The sequence below is a fragment of the Streptomyces sp. NPDC107581 genome, from assembly GCF_055657175.1.
Genome location: NZ_JBVKBH010000003.1, coordinates 400,659 through 416,348, shown reverse-complemented (window position 1 = coordinate 416,348; position 15,690 = coordinate 400,659). Strand labels below are relative to the sequence as shown.

The 15,690-nt window shown below is 72.7% G+C and carries 10 protein-coding genes; 9 read left to right on the top strand and 1 reads right to left on the bottom strand.

Annotated elements, in window-relative coordinates:
• Positions 1-116 precede the first annotated feature (116 nt).
• The 5 genes from ACZ7P3_RS08595 to holA all read left to right on the top strand — a co-directional run bounded on the left by ACZ7P3_RS08595 (position 117) and on the right by holA (position 7,087).
• On the top strand, positions 117-1,379 hold the full coding sequence (locus ACZ7P3_RS08595; protein WP_472079954.1) for a ComEA family DNA-binding protein: 1,263 nt from the start codon (positions 117-119) through the stop codon (positions 1,377-1,379).
• A complete protein-coding gene (locus tag ACZ7P3_RS08590) occupies positions 1,376-4,105 on the top strand; it encodes a ComEC/Rec2 family competence protein (RefSeq protein ID WP_472079953.1) in 2,730 nt (909 codons plus the stop codon). Before ACZ7P3_RS08595 ends, ACZ7P3_RS08590 begins: the two co-directional genes overlap by 4 nt.
• Positions 4,106-4,506: 401 nt before the next feature.
• Positions 4,507-5,466, top strand: coding sequence for an arylamine N-acetyltransferase family protein (locus ACZ7P3_RS08585; protein ID WP_472079952.1), 960 nt, complete (start codon positions 4,507-4,509; stop codon positions 5,464-5,466).
• Between the two features lie 290 nt (positions 5,467-5,756).
• Positions 5,757-6,011, top strand: a complete 255-nt coding sequence (locus ACZ7P3_RS08580) for a hypothetical protein (protein WP_472079951.1) — start codon at positions 5,757-5,759, stop codon at positions 6,009-6,011.
• An 86-nt stretch (positions 6,012-6,097) separates the two neighbouring features.
• Positions 6,098-7,087, top strand: a complete 990-nt coding sequence (gene holA, locus ACZ7P3_RS08575; protein ID WP_472079950.1) for a DNA polymerase III subunit delta — start codon at positions 6,098-6,100, stop codon at positions 7,085-7,087.
• Positions 7,088-7,637: 550 nt separating this feature from the next.
• On the opposite strand, the gene rpsT is transcribed toward holA, so the two are convergent.
• Complete coding sequence (gene rpsT / locus ACZ7P3_RS08570) at positions 7,638-7,904, bottom strand: 30S ribosomal protein S20 (RefSeq protein ID WP_067006864.1); 267 nt, start codon at positions 7,902-7,904, stop codon at positions 7,638-7,640.
• Positions 7,905-8,129: 225 nt separating this feature from the next.
• Between rpsT and lepA the strand changes: the two genes are divergently transcribed.
• From lepA to hemW, 4 genes are all read left to right on the top strand, one after another.
• Entirely contained in the window at positions 8,130-10,004 is a 1,875-nt protein-coding gene (gene lepA / locus ACZ7P3_RS08565) for a translation elongation factor 4 (protein ID WP_472079949.1), read from the top strand.
• Between the two features lie 262 nt (positions 10,005-10,266).
• Positions 10,267-12,147, top strand: a complete 1,881-nt coding sequence (locus ACZ7P3_RS08560; RefSeq protein WP_472079948.1) for an AMP-dependent synthetase/ligase — start codon at positions 10,267-10,269, stop codon at positions 12,145-12,147.
• Between the two features lie 292 nt (positions 12,148-12,439).
• A complete protein-coding gene (locus ACZ7P3_RS08555; protein ID WP_472080314.1) occupies positions 12,440-14,260 on the top strand; it encodes a SpoIIE family protein phosphatase in 1,821 nt (606 codons plus the stop codon).
• Between the two features lie 27 nt (positions 14,261-14,287).
• Positions 14,288-15,520, top strand: a complete 1,233-nt coding sequence (gene hemW / locus ACZ7P3_RS08550) for a radical SAM family heme chaperone HemW (protein WP_472079947.1) — start codon at positions 14,288-14,290, stop codon at positions 15,518-15,520.
• Positions 15,521-15,690: the final 170 nt, after the last annotated feature.

Below are 15,690 nucleotides of genomic sequence, written 5' to 3'. Positions count from 1 at the left end.
GGCTCCTCGGGGCCGCCGTCACTCGTGTGAGTGGTGGAGTTTTCCACAACTGGCCGGTGATCCCCGGAAATTGACCAAGATCATCGCGAAGTGGCGAGATGTCAGATCCTCGTCGCATGGCACTTCGATCACGTTCCCGCACAGCCACCCCGACCAGCGGCCCGGGCCGCGGCCCCGCTTCCGACAGCCGCGTCCGCCGACGCCCCGTCGACCGCGGCCGCGCCCGCCGCCCGCCCGCCCCGGCGGAGGAACTGCGCCGCCGCGCTGAACTCCTCTTCGGCGAACGGGCCGTGCAATGGCGCGAGTCGGCAAACGCTCCGCCACAGGGGCACGCTCCCGCGCGTACGACGACGGTGACGGGACTGGCGCCCGGGTTACGCATGGCGACGGCGGCGGGATCGGCGCCCGGAGCGCCTACGGAAACGGTGGCGGGGGCAGCTCCCTTGCTGAGTACGGCGATTGCGGCGACTACGGCGGCTACGGCGACTGGATCGGTTGCGTCGGTTGCGTCGGCTACGGCGCCGCCGGGGCCGGACGGGCCGGACGGGCTGGACGGGCTGGACGGGCCGCGGGCGCTGTTCACTGAGCCCGGCGCGGAGGCCAGGTACCCGGAGACGCAACGGACAGCTCCAGCGGGCCGCTCGGAGCCGGCGGACCCTCTCGCACCGGACCTGCGAGAGCGGGCCCGGCTGGCCCTGCGCGAGCGGTTGCCGGTGTGGCTGCAGGCCCGGTGCGGAATGGAGCGGCGGGGAGTGGTCGCACTCTCCGTGGTGCTCGTGGCAGCCGCCGTCTTCGCCGCCCAGCACTTCTGGGCCGGCCGGACCCAGACCGTGAGCGCACCCCAAGTGGTCCGCGCTCAGGCGCCGTACGCGAAGAAGGACGACGACGCCAAGTCCCGCGCCGCCGTGAGCGCAGACGCGAGTACGGGCGGCGAGATCGTCGTGGACGTCAGTGGCAAGGTCCGCAAGCCGGGGATCCGGCGGTTGCCGGCCGGTTCACGCGTGGCCGACGCGCTGCGCGCGGCGGGCGGGGTACGGCCGGGCGTGAGCACCGACGGGCTGAACCGGGCCCGCTTTCTGGTGGACGGCGAGCAGGTCCTGGTCGGCGGATCCCCGGGGTCGGCGGCCGCTCCGCCCGGGCCCGGGAGCGGGGCGGGCTCCGCCCCGGCGGGCGGCACGGGACCCGCGGCCCCGGTCTTCCTCAGCACGGCGACCGCGGACCAGCTCGACACCCTGCCCGGAGTCGGCCCCGTCCTGGCCCAGCACATCATCGACTACCGCACCCGGCACGGTGGTTTCCGCTCGGTCGACGAGCTGCGCCAGGTCAACGGCATCGGTGACCGCCGCTTCTCCGACCTGCGCAGTCTGGTGCGCCCATGAACAGCGCACCGGAGGAGGCACCGCCGGGGCGCGCGGCGGCCGGTGCCGCCGGGCCCTGCCCCGCCGACGAGAGGCCACCGGCCCCGGCCGACCTGCGTCTGGTGGCGCCCGCGCTCGCGGCCTGGGGGACGGCGGCGCTGGCCGTGGACGCCGCGCCGGGCTGGAGCGCCGGCATCGCGGTGGTCTGCCTGGTCGCGGGAGTCGCCGCGCTGGCGGCGTGGCGGCCGGGGCGGCCCAGGCCGAGGGCCCGGCCCGACCGGTTCTGCGCCTCGATCGCCGCCGTGCTGCTCTGTGTCGCCGCGGCCGCCGCCTCGGCCGGGTTGCACGGGGAGGACGTACGGCGCGGGCCGGTTCCCGAGCTGGCGCGCCGGTTCGCCACGGTGACCGCCGAGGTCGAGCTGACCGGGGACCCCTGGCTGAGCCGGTCCCGGGTACGAGGGGACCACGCGGCGCCGATCGCGGTGCTGGCCCGGGCCGAGGTCCGCCGCGTGGAGAAGGACGATGGGACGGGCGTGCGTACGCGGAGCCCGGTGCTCGTGGTCGTCGACGCCGATGTTCCGGCCCCGCGAACGCCTTCTCCCGGGCGCGCGGCCCCGGTTGAGCCGCGGGCCACGGCTCCGGCGGACGCGCCCACGGTGCGGGGCGTGCGTGATGGGTGGGGTGTGCACGCAGCGTGGAGTGTGCGTGATGGGAGGAACGGGTACGCAGCGTGGGGCGTGCGTGGTGGGAGGGCCGTGCGCGCAGTGCCGGGCGTGCGTGGTGCGCGTCCGGTGTGGCTGGGGCTGCTGCCGTCGACGCGGCTGCGGGTGTACGCCCGGCTGGCGCCCGCCCTGACCGGCGGCGACCGGACCGCGGCCGTGCTGCGTGTGCGGAGCAAGCCGGTGCCGGAGATCATCGCGGGGCCGAGCGGGCCGCAGCGGCTGGCGGGCCGGCTCAGGGCCGGGCTGCGGGAGGCGACCGACCATCTGCCGGGGGACGCCCGTGCGCTGCTTCCCGGGCTGGTCGTCGGCGACACCTCGCGGATCACACCCGAACTGGACGAAGCCTTCAAGGCGACGGACCTGGCACACACGCTCGCCGTCTCCGGCAGCAACCTCACGATCCTGCTCGCCCTGCTCATCGGGCCGCCCGGCCTGGCCCAGCGCACCGAGCGCCGCGGGCTCGCCCCGCGCCTGGGGCTCTCCCTGCGGGCGACCGCGCTGCTCGCGGGAGCGCTCACGCTCGGTTTCGTGATCGTGTGCCGGCCCGATCCCAGCGTGCTGCGTGCCGCGGCCTGCGGCACGGTCGCCCTGCTCGCGCTGGCGACAGGGCGCCGCAGATCCCTGGTCCCGGCCCTGGCCGCGGCCGTCCTCCTGCTGGTCCTGTACGACCCGTGGCTGGCGCGCAGTTACGGCTTCCTGCTCTCGGTGCTGGCGACCGGCGCGCTGCTCGTCCTGGCGCCCCGCTGGAGCGAGGCACTGCGGCGTCGCCGGGTGCCGGCCCGGTGCGCCGAGGCGCTGGCCGCTGCCGCCGCCGCGCAGGCCGTGTGCGCGCCGGTCGTGGCGGTGCTGTCGGCCCGGGTGAGCCTGGTGGCGGTGCCCTGCAATCTGCTGGCCGAGGCGGCCCTCGCCCCGGCGACGGTGCTGGGGTTCGCGGCGCTGGCGACGGCGCCCGTGGCGATGCCCGTGGCCAGGGTGCTGGCCTGGGGGGCCAGTTGGCCCGCCGGGTGGGTCGCCCAGGTCGCCCGGACCGGAGCGGCGCTCCCCGGCGCGGGCGTGGACTGGCCGGGGAGCTGGGCGGGGGCGGCACTGCTCGCTGCGGTCACCGTGGCCGTGGTCCTGGCCGGACGGCGGCTGCTGCGCCACCCCTGGTGGTGCGCTGTCCTCGGCGTGCTGCTCCTGCTGGTGGTGGTGCGGCCGGTGCCGCTCACCCGGGTCATCACGGGGTGGCCGCCGCCGGGCTGGCGGTTCGCGATGTGCGACGTCGGACAGGGCGACGCGACGGTGCTGGCCGCGGGCGAGGGTGCGGGGGTGGTCGTGGACGCGGGACCCGATCCCGCACTGGTGGACCACTGCCTGCGGGCGCTGGGCATCACCCGCATCCCCCTGGTCGTACTGACCCACTTCCATGCCGACCATGTCGCGGGACTGCCCGGTGTCCTGCGGGGCCGCTCGGTGGCCGCGATCGAGACCACGGATTTCGAAGAGCCCGCGGACCAGGCAGAGTTCGTGAGGAAGGAGGCGGCCGCACGGCACATCCCGCTCACCCGGGCCGCGGCCGGGGAGGAACGGCGCGTCGGGGCGCTCGCCTGGCAGGTGCTGTGGCCGCCCCCGGCCCCGCATCCCGGCGAGACCCCCGCACCGGAGCCGGACGGCCCGAACGACGCCAGTGTCGCCCTGCTCGTCCGTTCCGGCGGGCTGCGGCTGCTGTTGCTGGGGGACCTCGAACCCCCGTCACAGCAGGAGCTGTTGCGCTCACCGGCGGCGGCCGAGCTGGCCGGCGTGGACGTCCTGAAGGTGGCCCATCACGGTTCGGCCTATCAGGACCCCGGGTTGATACGGCTGGTGGCTCCACGGGTGGCACTCATCTCCTGCGGAGTCGACAACCCCTATGGCCACCCGGCACCGGCGACCGTGGCCGCGTTGCGGGCGAACGGCGCGATGGTGCTGCGCACGGACCGGGACGGGGCACTCGCGGTGGGCGGGACCGGAGGGGCGGGAGGAGAGCTACGGGTGGCCCGGGACTGAGGAACCCCGGACGGACACGCCGCATCGACCGAACACCGGGCGGTCCGGGCCCTGGCGCACAGAGGAGGGGGGACAGGCCGAGCACCGGGCGAAGACAACGACGGACCAGGCCCCCGCGTAAGGCGGTCCGGGCCTTGGCGCACAGAGGAAAGGGGCAGGCCGAGCACCGGGCGAAGACAACGACGGACCAGGCTCCCGCGTACGGCGGGCCAGACCCTGGCGCACAGCAGAGAGGGGACAGGCCGAGCACCGGGCGAAGACAACGACGGACCAGGCCCCCCGCACACAGTGGACCGGGCCCCGCGCGCACAAGGGAGGACACGACGGGCCGAGCGGACCGGCCTCGGACGAGAACGTGGCCGGACCTCGCCCCGGCCAGGGGCCGGGCACAGACTGGGGGAATGAACTCAGCACAGATCGACGCCTATCTCCGTCGGCTCGGGGCCGCGCGCCCGCAGCGGCCCACCGTCGGGGCGCTGCGCGACCTGCACCTGCGCCATCTGCGGACCGTCCCCTTCGAGAACCTGTCGATCCACCTCGGCGAGGAGATCGTGCTGGAGGAGAAGCGGCTGCTGGACAAGGTGGTCGAGGCGCGGCGGGGCGGCTTCTGCTACGAACTCAACGGGGCGTTCGGGGCGTTGCTCGCCGCCCTCGGCTACGAGGTCGAGCTGCTCGCGGCACGGGTGCACGGTGACGAGGGGCGGCTCGGGATCCCGTACGACCACCTCGCGCTGCGCGTGCGGACGGCCGACGGCGGTGACTTGCTCGCCGATGTCGGGTTCGGGGCGCACAGCCACTTTCCGCTCGCGTTCGCGGAACGCGGGGAGCAGTCGGACCCCGGCGGAACGTTCCGGGTGGCGGAGGCCGGACCAGAGACCGGACTGGAGGCTGGACCAGGGACCGGACTGGAGGCCGGACCGGCGGCCGGACCAGAGCCCGAACCAGGAGCAGGAGCTGAGGCCGGACCTGAGACCAGACCTGAGGCTGCCGTGGCGCTCGGCGGTGGCGGAGGCAGGGTCGCCCCGGCCTGGTCTGCGGATCTGGATGTCATGCGGGACGGCGCGCCTCAGTACCGGCTGGAGCGGCGGCCCCGGTTGCTCGGGGACTTCGTGGCCGGGGCCTGGTGGCACAGCACCTCGCCGCAGTCGCACTTCACCCGGTCCCTGGTGTGTTCGCGGGTGACCGAGGACGGCGGGAGGATCACGCTGAGCGGGCGGAAGCTGACCACGACGGCCGCGGACGGGAAGAAGGAGACACAGGAACTGGGCTCCGACGAGGAGCTGCTGGGGGTGTACCGGGAGCGGTTCGGGATCGGTCTCGGCTCTGTGCCGACCGTGCGCAACCCGGACCGGGCCGACTGACGCGGCTCACTCCCGGCCCACGTGCCGGATTCCCTCGAAGGGGGTCACGTTCCTTTGACGCGGGCCTGAAGGGGGCCTGAAATGAGTCTGAGGGGGCCCGAAACGGCCCTGAAGCGCGTTCGAAGTGCGCTCATCCTGCGTCGAACGTCGTGTCAGTGACCGGAGTTGTCGAAGGGTCCGTGCGGGCGCGAGCTTGCGCCCGGTGCGTGGGGACGGCGGCCGGTGCGTGAGGGCGGCAGCCCGTGCCGATGGGCCGGCCCGGCGCTTCGGCACCGGCGGGGTGCCGGAGAATGGGCGCCGTGAGCGATGTGAGACATGTGCTGGTGCTGCCCGACCGCGATGCCGCCGAGGAGGCGGCCGAGGCTATCGGGCAGCGGTTCGGCCTCGACGAGGAGCCCCAGCTCGTCCGGGACGCCCTGGCCGGCGAGGACGACGCCGAGGACGCCCAGTGGCTGATCGTCCTGCACGACGAGGGCGAACGCCTGGACCCCGCCGAACTGGACGCGTTCGCGGGGGAGTGGGACGGCTGGCGCGAGGAGCCGTGACCCCGAGGCGCCCTCCGGGTGCGGTCGGGGACCGGTCAGGGTGCGCGGCCGCTTCGTTGTCAGTGCCGCGTGGGATGCTGTAGTCGATGGCCAGGAAGACTGCGAATGACGACCCTCTCGCCCCGGTGACGCTTGCCGTGGGCCAGGAGGACCTCCTGCTCGACCGTGCCGTGCAGGAGGTGGTGGCCGCCGCCAAGGCCGCCGACGCCGACACGGACGTACGGGACCTGACCCCGGACCAGCTGCAGCCCGGCACGCTCGCCGAGCTGACCAGCCCCTCGCTCTTCGCCGAGCGCAAGGTCGTGGTCGTACGCAATGCGCAGGATCTGTCCGCGGACACGATCAAGGACGTGAAGGCCTACCTGGGGTCCCCTGCCGAGGAGATCACCCTCGTGCTGCTGCACGCGGGCGGCGCCAAGGGCAAGGGCCTGCTGGACGCCGCGCGCAAGGCGGGCGCGCGCGAGGTGGCCTGCCCGAAGATGACCAAGCCGGCGGACCGGCTGGCGTTCACGAGAGGGGAGTTCCGTTCGTTCGGGCGGTCGGCCACGCCCGAGGCCTGCCAGGCCCTGGTCGACGCGATCGGAAGCGACCTGCGAGAGCTGGCATCGGCGGCGGCGCAGCTCGTCGCCGACGTCGAGGGGACGATCGACGAGGCCGTCGTCGGGCGGTACTACACCGGGCGGGCGGAGGCCTCCAGCTTCACGGTCGCCGACCGGGCCGTGGAAGGGCGTACGGCAGAGGCGCTGGAAGCGCTCAGATGGTCGCTGGCGACCGGTGTCGCGCCGGTGCTGATCACCAGCGCGCTCGCGCAGGGCGTGCGGGCGATCGGCAAGCTGTCCTCGGCGCGCGGTGGCCGGCCCGCCGACCTCGCCCGGGAGCTGGGGATGCCGCCCTGGAAGATCGACCGGGTGCGGCAGCAGATGCGGGGCTGGACGCCCGACGGGGTCGCGGTGGCGCTCAGAGCGGTCGCCGAGGCCGACGCGGGAGTGAAGGGCGGCGGCGACGACCCCGAGTACGCCCTGGAGAAGGCTGTCGTGACGATCGCCCGGGCCGCACGCTCCAGAGGACGGTCCTAGGGGCGCGCCTTGCCGCGGTGATCCAGTCGCCCCGCAGGGGCGCGCGGCGATAACCGTGGGTATCGGCCGTACGTCGCCGAGGCGCTGGGGCGCTGTTGGGTCCATGCCATGGCCTGCACCACATCACAGCGGAGCGTGAGAGCAGGCGCGGCGCTACCGCGAGAACAGACGCTACCGCGGGGAGGGCAGGCGCTGCCGCGAGGACGGATGTCTCGTCTTCCGGATCGTCGGGGACAAGATCACCGACATCGACCAGTGTGTACCGGTCATCCGGCCTGGACGACGTGTTCTGGCCGTGACGCGGGAGCCTCCCGGCTGTCGGCTGTCGGCTGTCGCCTGTCGCTGTCGTGCCCCTCCCGGCCGTCGGCTGTCATGCCGAAGGCCCCGCCGCCCACCCTGGGGAAGGGAGGGCGCCGGGGCCTTCGGACCAAGCTGACGAGCCCGTTCCCGCGTGGCGAACGCAGGCCGCGAACAGGCTCTGGAGTGCCGGACGGGAGCGGATAGAGAGGGCCCGCTCTGGGTCCTTCCGGCGGTCAGATCAAAAAGAGGTTCAGCCCTTGAGGGACGTGACCTTGGAAGCAAGCGCCGACTTCTTGTTGGCGGCCTGGTTCTTGTGGATGACGCCCTTCGAGACGGCCTTGTCGAGCGCACGCGCAGCAGCGCGCTGCAGCTCGGTGGCCTTCTCGACGTCACCCGCGGCAGCGGCCTCACGGGCCTTGCGGATCGCGGTCTTCAGGGAGGACTTGACGGCCTTGTTGCGCAGCCGAGCCTTCTCGTTGGTCTTGATCCGCTTGATCTGGGACTTGATGTTCGCCACGAAGGAGCCTTTTCAGGTTCTGGTGCGGAACCGCTCGGGTCCGTACCGGTGATCCAAAAATTTTCTGTTGTGCCTCGTGCTGAGAGGGCATGAGGCACAGCCATCTACAGTACCAGTGGCCATCCGGGCGGCCCAAAACGGTCCTCGGTCCCTCCGCGTGGGACCATGGAGACTACGTATCGATCCGACCCGAGGCATAAGGCGCCTCAAGAGACAGGACCCTGCGTGCCCGCGACCCCTAACCATGTGCCCGAGCCGAGCCGTACCGCCCCGGCTCTGATCCGCAATTTCTGCATCATCGCGCACATCGACCACGGCAAGTCCACACTCGCCGACCGGATGCTCCAGCTGACCGGTGTGGTCGAGCAGCGGCAGATGCGTGCTCAGTACCTCGACCGGATGGACATCGAGCGCGAGCGCGGCATCACGATCAAGTCCCAGGCGGTGCGTCTGCCCTGGGCCCCGACCGAGGGCCCCGACCAGGGCACGACCCACATCCTCAACATGATCGACACCCCCGGGCACGTCGACTTCACCTACGAGGTCTCGCGGTCGCTGGCCGCCTGCGAGGGGACCATCCTCCTCGTCGACGCCGCCCAGGGCATCGAGGCGCAGACCCTCGCCAACCTCTACCTGGCGATGGAGAACGACCTCACGATCATCCCCGTGCTGAACAAGATCGACCTGCCGGCCGCGCAGCCGGAGAAGTTCGCCGAGGAGCTGGCGAACCTGGTCGGCTGCGACCCGTCGGACGTGCTCAGGGTCTCCGCCAAGACCGGCTTCGGCGTCGACGCGCTGCTGAACAAGGCCGTCAAGGAGATCCCGGCACCGGTCGGGGTCGCCGACGCGCCGGCTCGCGCGATGATCTTCGACTCGGTCTACGACTCCTACCGCGGTGTCGTGACCTACGTCCGTGTCATCGACGGCCAGCTCAACAAGCGCGAGCGCATCAAGATGATGTCGACCGGCGCGACCCACGAGCTGCTGGAGATCGGGACCAACTCGCCGGAGATGCTCCCCGCCGACGGTCTCGGCGTGGGCGAGGTGGGTTACCTCATCACCGGTGTGAAGGACGTCCGGCAGTCCAAGGTCGGTGACACCGTCACCAGCCAGGTCAAGGGCGCCACCGAGGCGCTCGGCGGCTACAAGGACCCGAAGCCCATGGTCTTCTCGGGTCTGTATCCGCTGGACGGCTCGGACTACCCCGAGCTGCGTGAGGCCCTGGACAAGCTGCAGCTCAACGACGCCGCGCTGGTCTACGAGCCGGAGACCTCCGCCGCCCTCGGCTTCGGCTTCCGCGTCGGCTTCCTCGGCCTGCTGCACCTGGACGTGATCCGGGAGCGCCTGGAGCGCGAGTTCGGCCTCGACCTGATCGCCACCGCGCCCAACGTGGTCTACCGCGTGGTCATGGAGGACCGCAGCGAGCACATCGTCACCAACCCGAGCGAGTTCCCCGAGGGGAAGATCGCCGAGGTGTACGAACCGGTCGTGCGCGCCACCATCCTGGCGCCGACCGAGTTCATCGGCTCGATCATGGAGCTGTGCCAGACCCGGCGCGGCACCCTGCTCGGCATGGACTACCTCTCCGAGGACCGGGTCGAGATCCGCTACACCCTCCCGCTCGCGGAGATCGTCTTCGACTTCTTCGACCAGCTGAAGTCCAAGACCCGCGGCTACGCCTCCCTGGACTACGAGCCCACCGGCGAGCAGACCAGCTCCCTGGTCAAGGTCGACATCCTGCTGCACGGCGACAAGGTGGACGCCTTCTCGGCGATCACCCACAAGGACGCCGCGTACGCGTACGGGGTGCGGCTCGTCGCCAAGCTGCGCGAGCTCATCCCGCGGCAGGCCTTCGAGGTGCCGATCCAGGCCGCCATCGGCTCGCGGGTGATCGCCCGCGAGACCATCCGCGCCATCCGCAAGGACGTCCTCGCCAAGTGCTACGGCGGTGACATCTCCCGCAAGCGGAAGCTGCTGGAGAAGCAGAAGGAAGGCAAGAAGCGGATGAAGATGGTGGGTTCCGTGGAGGTTCCGCAGGAGGCCTTCATCGCGGTCCTGTCCAGCGATGACAGCGCGGGATCGGCCAAGAGCAAGAAGTAACCGCGGGTAACGACGGCTTGCACGCGCAAACCGGGTACAACAGGGGCTCGTCGTGCGAAAGTGCGGCGGGCCCCTACGCGTGCGTAGCGTCGCTCAGCGTGGAAAGTGACAGGCCGAAGCCCCTTACGCAGCGGCCGGTCGCGGCTTACTCTGATCCCTGCTCGATAGTTACTCGCGAGTTAAACAACAAGCGCCAACCCCACCGTGAGTTAACCCAGCCGCACTTGAGCCAGCCGCATCGTCGCGGGCCCCGGAGGATGTCGTGAGCGACACACAGACCCTGATCGAGAACCGTCCGCCGTCCGTGGCGGCCCTCTTCCTGGAGCGCGTGGCGGCCACACCGGACGCCGAGGCCTACCGCTATCCCGTGGCGCCGGCCTCCGGGCAGGGCCCGGACGACTGGAAGTCGTTGAGCTGGGGCCAGGCGGCACAGCGGGTCTTCGCGATCGCGGCCGGGCTCATCGAGCTGGGCGTCCAGCCGGAGCAGCGGGTGGCGCTCGCCGCCTCGACCCGCGTCGAGTGGATCCTCGCCGACCTCGGCATCATGTGCGCGGGCGGCGCCACCACGACGATCTACCCGCAGACCAACGCCGACGAGTCGGCGTTCATCCTCGCCGACTCCGAGAGCCGGGTGCTGATCGCCGAGGACGCGGCCCAGCTCGCCAAGGCGGTGGAGAAGCGCGCCGAGCTGCCCGCGCTGACCAAGGTCGTGGTGATCGACCCGGCCGGCGTCGAGACGGACGACTGGGTGACGACCCTCCCCGAACTGGAGCAGCGCGGCGCCGCCTACCTGGACCAGCACCCCGAGCTGATCAAGGAGCGGGTCGGCGCGATCACCAAGGACCAGCTCGCCACCCTCATCTACACCTCCGGCACCACCGGCCGCCCCAAGGGCGTGCGCCTGCCGCACGACAACTGGTCGTACATGGCGAAGGCCATCGCCGCGACCGGCCTGATCAGCGGCGAGGACGTGCAGTACCTGTGGCTGCCGCTCGCCCACGTCTTCGGCAAGGTGCTCACCTCCGGCCAGATCGAGGTCGGTCACGTCACCGCCGTAGACGGCCGCGTCGACAAGATCATCGACAACCTTCCGGTGGTGCAGCCGACGTACATGGCGGCCGTGCCGCGCATCTTCGAGAAGGTCTACAACGGCGTCGCCGCCAAGGCCCGCGAGGGCGGCGGGGCCAAGTACAAGATCTTCCAGTGGGCCGCCGAGGTCGCCCGCGAGTACGCCAAGGCCGGCCAGGACAACTTCCGGCGCACCGGTACCGCCTCCGTGCCCTTCGGTCTGGCCGCCAAGCACAAGGCCGCCGACGCGCTCGTCTACTCCAAGCTGCGGGCGGCCTTCGGCGGCCGGCTGCGCGCCTGTGTCTCGGGCGCCTCCGCGCTCTCCCCCGAGATCGGCTACTTCTTCGCCGGCGCCGGCGTCCACATCCTGGAGGGCTACGGCCTCACCGAGACCTCCGCGGCCTCCTTCGTGAACCCCGGCGAGGCCTACCGCACCGGCACGGTCGGCAAGCCGCTGCCCGGTACGGAGGTGCGCATCGCTGAGGACGGCGAGATCCTGCTGCGCGGCCCCGGCGTGATGGACGGCTACCACCAGCAGCCCGAGAAGACCGCCGAGGTGCTGGAGTCCGACGGCTGGTTCCACACCGGCGACATCGGCGAGCTGTCGCCCGACGGCTATCTGCGCATCACCGACCGCAAGAAGGACCTCATCAAGACCTCCGGCGGCAAGTACGTGGCCCCCGCCGAGGTCGAGGGCCAGTTCAAGGCCGTGTGCCCGTACGTCTCCAACATCCTGGTGCACGGCGCCGACCGTAACTACTGCACCGCCCTCATCGCCCTGGACGAGATCGCGATCCTCCAGTGGGCGAAGGAGAACGAGAACGGCCTGGAGGGCAGGTCGTACGCCGAGATCGTCGCGGCACCGCAGACCGTGGAGATGGTCGACGGCTATGTGCGGGAGCTCAACGGCGGGCTGCAGCGCTGGCAGACGATCAAGAAGTTCCGGCTGCTGCCGCGGGACCTGGACGTGGAGCACGGGGAGATCACCCCGAGCCTGAAGCTGAAGCGGCCCGTCGTCGAGCGGGAGTACAAGCAGCTCATCGACGAGATGTACGCGGGCACGCGGGAGGCCTGACCTCCGGGGGACTGCGCGCCTCCCCGAGCGCGCCGCCGAGCGGCTGCACCCTCGTCCGTGGCCGGGTGCGCGGTCCCCACGCCCTCGTCCGTGGCCTGGTGCGCGGTCCCCACGCCCTCGTCCGTGGCCGGGTGCAGGGTCCCCACACCCCTCTTTACGGCGCGCTTTTTACGGCTGGCTTCGCATCGCGTTCAAAACTGTCCTTGCGTAGCGCAGTTCTCATGCGTTGCTGGTCGCTTCGGTGACTCAGCGCACATGTGTGGGGTCGGTCTGTCACCCTGGCCGCATGGACATGGCGGCCATACCGACGCAGCGGGAGAACGAGACGCCGGCCCGTGGGGCCAAGGGGCGCGCCACCCTGCCCGGCAGCCCCCTCGCGCCCGGGTCCGCCCGCGCGCTGCTGCGGGCGGCGTTCGCCGATGCCCCCGAGGTCTGCGCGCGGCTCGCCGACGACGCCATGGCCGTGGTCAGCGAACTGGTCACCAACGCCGTCGTGCACGCCGGCACGGACGTGGAGGTGGACTGGCGTCTGGAGGAGAGCGGCGCGTTCGTCGTGGAGGTGCGCGACCACCATCCCGCGCGCGCCCCGCGCGACCCCGCGGGCGCCGAGGCGCCGTACGAGGTGGCCGAACAGGGGCGCGGTCTGCGCCTCGTCGCCACCCTCGCCGAGTCCTGGGGCGTCACCTACCGCACCGGCAGCAAGACGGTGTGGGCACGGCTGCCGCCCGGTGGCCGGGACGAGCCGGCCCGGCCCGCCCCGGCCCCGGCCCTGGAGGCCGCCGAGGCCCTCGCCCCGCAGCCGCAGCGCCCCGGAGCCGACCGGGACTGGCTCGGCCGGGGCGCGCTGTCCTTCCTCGCCGAGGCCTCCGACCTGCTCGCCGGACAACTGGACGAGAACCTGGTCGCCGCCCTCACCGGGCAGCTGATCGTGCCCCGGCTCGCCGACTGGTGCGCCGTGTGGCTGGAGGACGAGGCGAGCGTGCGCGGCGGCGACGGCGGCGCGCCCGCACGCGTGTGGCACGCCAGCGAGAACCGCATCGAGGAACTGACCCGCGCCCTGGAGAAGGACCCCCCGTGCCCGCGCGACGGACTGCGGTCGGGCCCGGAGCCGTACCCCTGGCCCGGCGACGCGCTCGGCCCGCAGGGCGCCGACGGCACCGCACTCGCCTACCGGCTCATCGCGGGCGGCCGCCCGCTGGGCACGCTGGTCATCGGGCGCTGCGGGCTGCACAGGTTCCCCGACGAGGTCACCGGACTGATCGAGGACCTCAGCCGCCGGGTGGCCCTCGCCATCGGCGCGGCCCGCCAGTACGCCCGGCAGGCCACCATCAGCGCCGTCCTGCAGCGTGGCCTGCTGCCCGGCGCGGTCGCCGAGATCCCCGGGCTGCGCAGCGCGCTGGTCTACGAGCCCTGCGACAAGGGCGGCCCGAGCGGCGACTTCTACGACCTCTTCCCGGCCGGCGACGGCCGCTGGTGCTTCGCGATCGGCGACGTACAGGGCAAGGGCCCCGAGGCGGCGGTCGTGATCGGGCTCGCCCGCCCCTGGCTGCGCCTCCTCGCCCGCGAGGGCTACCGGGTCGCCGACGTCCTGGACCGCCTCAACCAGCTCCTCCTGGACGACGCCACCGAGGCCGCCGACGCGGCCGCCCGCGCCCTGGTCGCCGCCGGCGGCCGGCCGGTGCCCCACGGGGACGGCCCGCAGACCCGCTTCCTGTCCCTCCTCTACGGTGAGCTGACCCCGCACGACGAGGGCGTCCGCTGCACCCTCGCCTCGGCCGGGCACCCGCTCCCGCTGGTCCTGCGCCCCGACGGCGAGGTGCGCACCGCCGCCCGGCCGCAGACCCTGCTCGGGGTGGTCGAGGACGAGACGTACACCAGCGAGACCCTCGACCTGCGGCCCGGCGACAGCCTGCTGTGCGTCACCGACGGGGTGACCGAGCGGCGCTCCGGCTCCCGCCAGTTCGACGACGGCGACGGCCTCGCCCGGGCCCTGTCCGGCTGCGCGGGCCTGGGCGCCGAACCGATCGCGGAAAGGATCCGGCGCCTGGTGCACGACTTCGGCGGCGGCCTGCCGGAGGACGATCTGGCCCTCCTGGTGCTCCAGGCGGAGTGACCGCCGTCGTGCGGGACAATGGAGGACATGCCTTCCGCACTCCCCGACGGCGAGCCCGTCCCCGACGACGGCGCGTTGCCCTCCGCCGCGCTCGCCGGCGCCGCCGACCGGCCCTTCGGGTTCTACCTGCACGTCCCGTACTGCGCGACCCGCTGCGGCTACTGCGACTTCAACACGTACACCGCCACCGAGCTGCGCGGCACCGGCGGAGTGCTCGCCTCCAGGGACAACTACGCGGACACCCTGACCGACGAGGTCCGCCTGGCCCGCAAGGTGCTCGGCGACGACCCGCGCGCGGTCCGCACGGTCTTCGTCGGCGGCGGTACGCCGACGCTGCTGGCCGCCGACGACCTGGTGCGGATGCTGGCCGCGATCCGCGACGAGTTCGGCCTCGCACCGGACGCGGAGATCACGACGGAGGCGAACCCGGAGTCGGTCGACCCGGCCTACCTCGCCACGCTGCGCGAGGGCGGCTTCAACCGGATCTCCTTCGGCATGCAGAGCGCGAAGCAGCACGTGCTGCGGGTGCTCGACCGGACCCACACCCCCGGGCGCCCCGAGGCGTGCGTGGCCGAGGCACGGGCGGCCGGCTTCGAGCACGTCAACCTCGACCTGATCTACGGCACCCCCGGCGAGTCCGACGACGACTGGCGGGCCTCGCTGGAGGCGGCCCTGGGCGCGGGCCCCGACCACGTCTCGGCGTACGCCCTGATCGTGGAGGAGGGCACCCAGCTCGCCCGCCGTATCCGCCGGGGCGAGGTCCCGATGACGGACGACGACGTCCACGCGGACCGCTACCTGATCGCGGAGGAGCTGCTGTCGGCGGCGGGCTTCGACTGGTACGAGGTCTCCAACTGGGCCACCTCACCGGCCGGGCGCTGTCTGCACAACGAGCTGTACTGGCGGGGCGCCGACTGGTGGGGCGCGGGGCCGGGCGCGCACAGCCACGTGGGCGGGGTGCGCTGGTGGAACGTCAAGCACCCGGGGGCGTACGCGGCGGCCCTGGCCTCCGGCCGCTCACCGGGCGCGGGCCGCGAGCTGCTCTCCGACGAGGACCGGCGGGTGGAGCGGATCCTGCTGGAGCTGCGGCTGCGGGAGGGCGTGCCGCTGTCGCTCCTGAAGGAGGACGGACTCGCGGCTTCGCGGCGGGCACTGGCCGATGGGCTGCTGCGGTCCGGTCCGTACGAGGAGGGACGGGCGGTGCTGACGTTGCGGGGACGCCTGCTGGCGGACGCCGTTGTGCGGGATCTGGTGGACTGATCACCCGGCGGAGTGAATCACTGCGGAACGCCGGTTCGGTCCCCAACCTGGTCCGCAGGCTGCCGCCGACGGTACGCGGCGGATGCGGAGGGCCACGGAGATGACCGCTGTGGATGATCGCCGGGTGGCACGGGGCTCGGGGCGGACTGCCGGACCGAGCGGACTCGTAA

Bases quoted from the DNA above. Each gene is read 5' to 3' on its own strand.
- ACZ7P3_RS08595 (WP_472079954.1), top strand. From the start codon at position 117: ATGGCACTTCGATCACGTTCCCGCACAGCCACCCCGACCAGCGGCCCG.
- ACZ7P3_RS08590 (WP_472079953.1), top strand. From the start codon at position 1,376: ATGAACAGCGCACCGGAGGAGGCACCGCCGGGGCGCGCGGCGGCCGGT.
- ACZ7P3_RS08585 (WP_472079952.1), top strand. From the start codon at position 4,507: ATGAACTCAGCACAGATCGACGCCTATCTCCGTCGGCTCGGGGCCGCG.
- ACZ7P3_RS08580 (WP_472079951.1), top strand. From the start codon at position 5,757: ATGGGCGCCGTGAGCGATGTGAGACATGTGCTGGTGCTGCCCGACCGC.
- holA (WP_472079950.1), top strand. From the start codon at position 6,098: ATGGCCAGGAAGACTGCGAATGACGACCCTCTCGCCCCGGTGACGCTT.
- ACZ7P3_RS08555 (WP_472080314.1), top strand. From the start codon at position 12,440: ATGGCGGCCATACCGACGCAGCGGGAGAACGAGACGCCGGCCCGTGGG.
- hemW (WP_472079947.1), top strand. From the start codon at position 14,288: ATGCCTTCCGCACTCCCCGACGGCGAGCCCGTCCCCGACGACGGCGCG.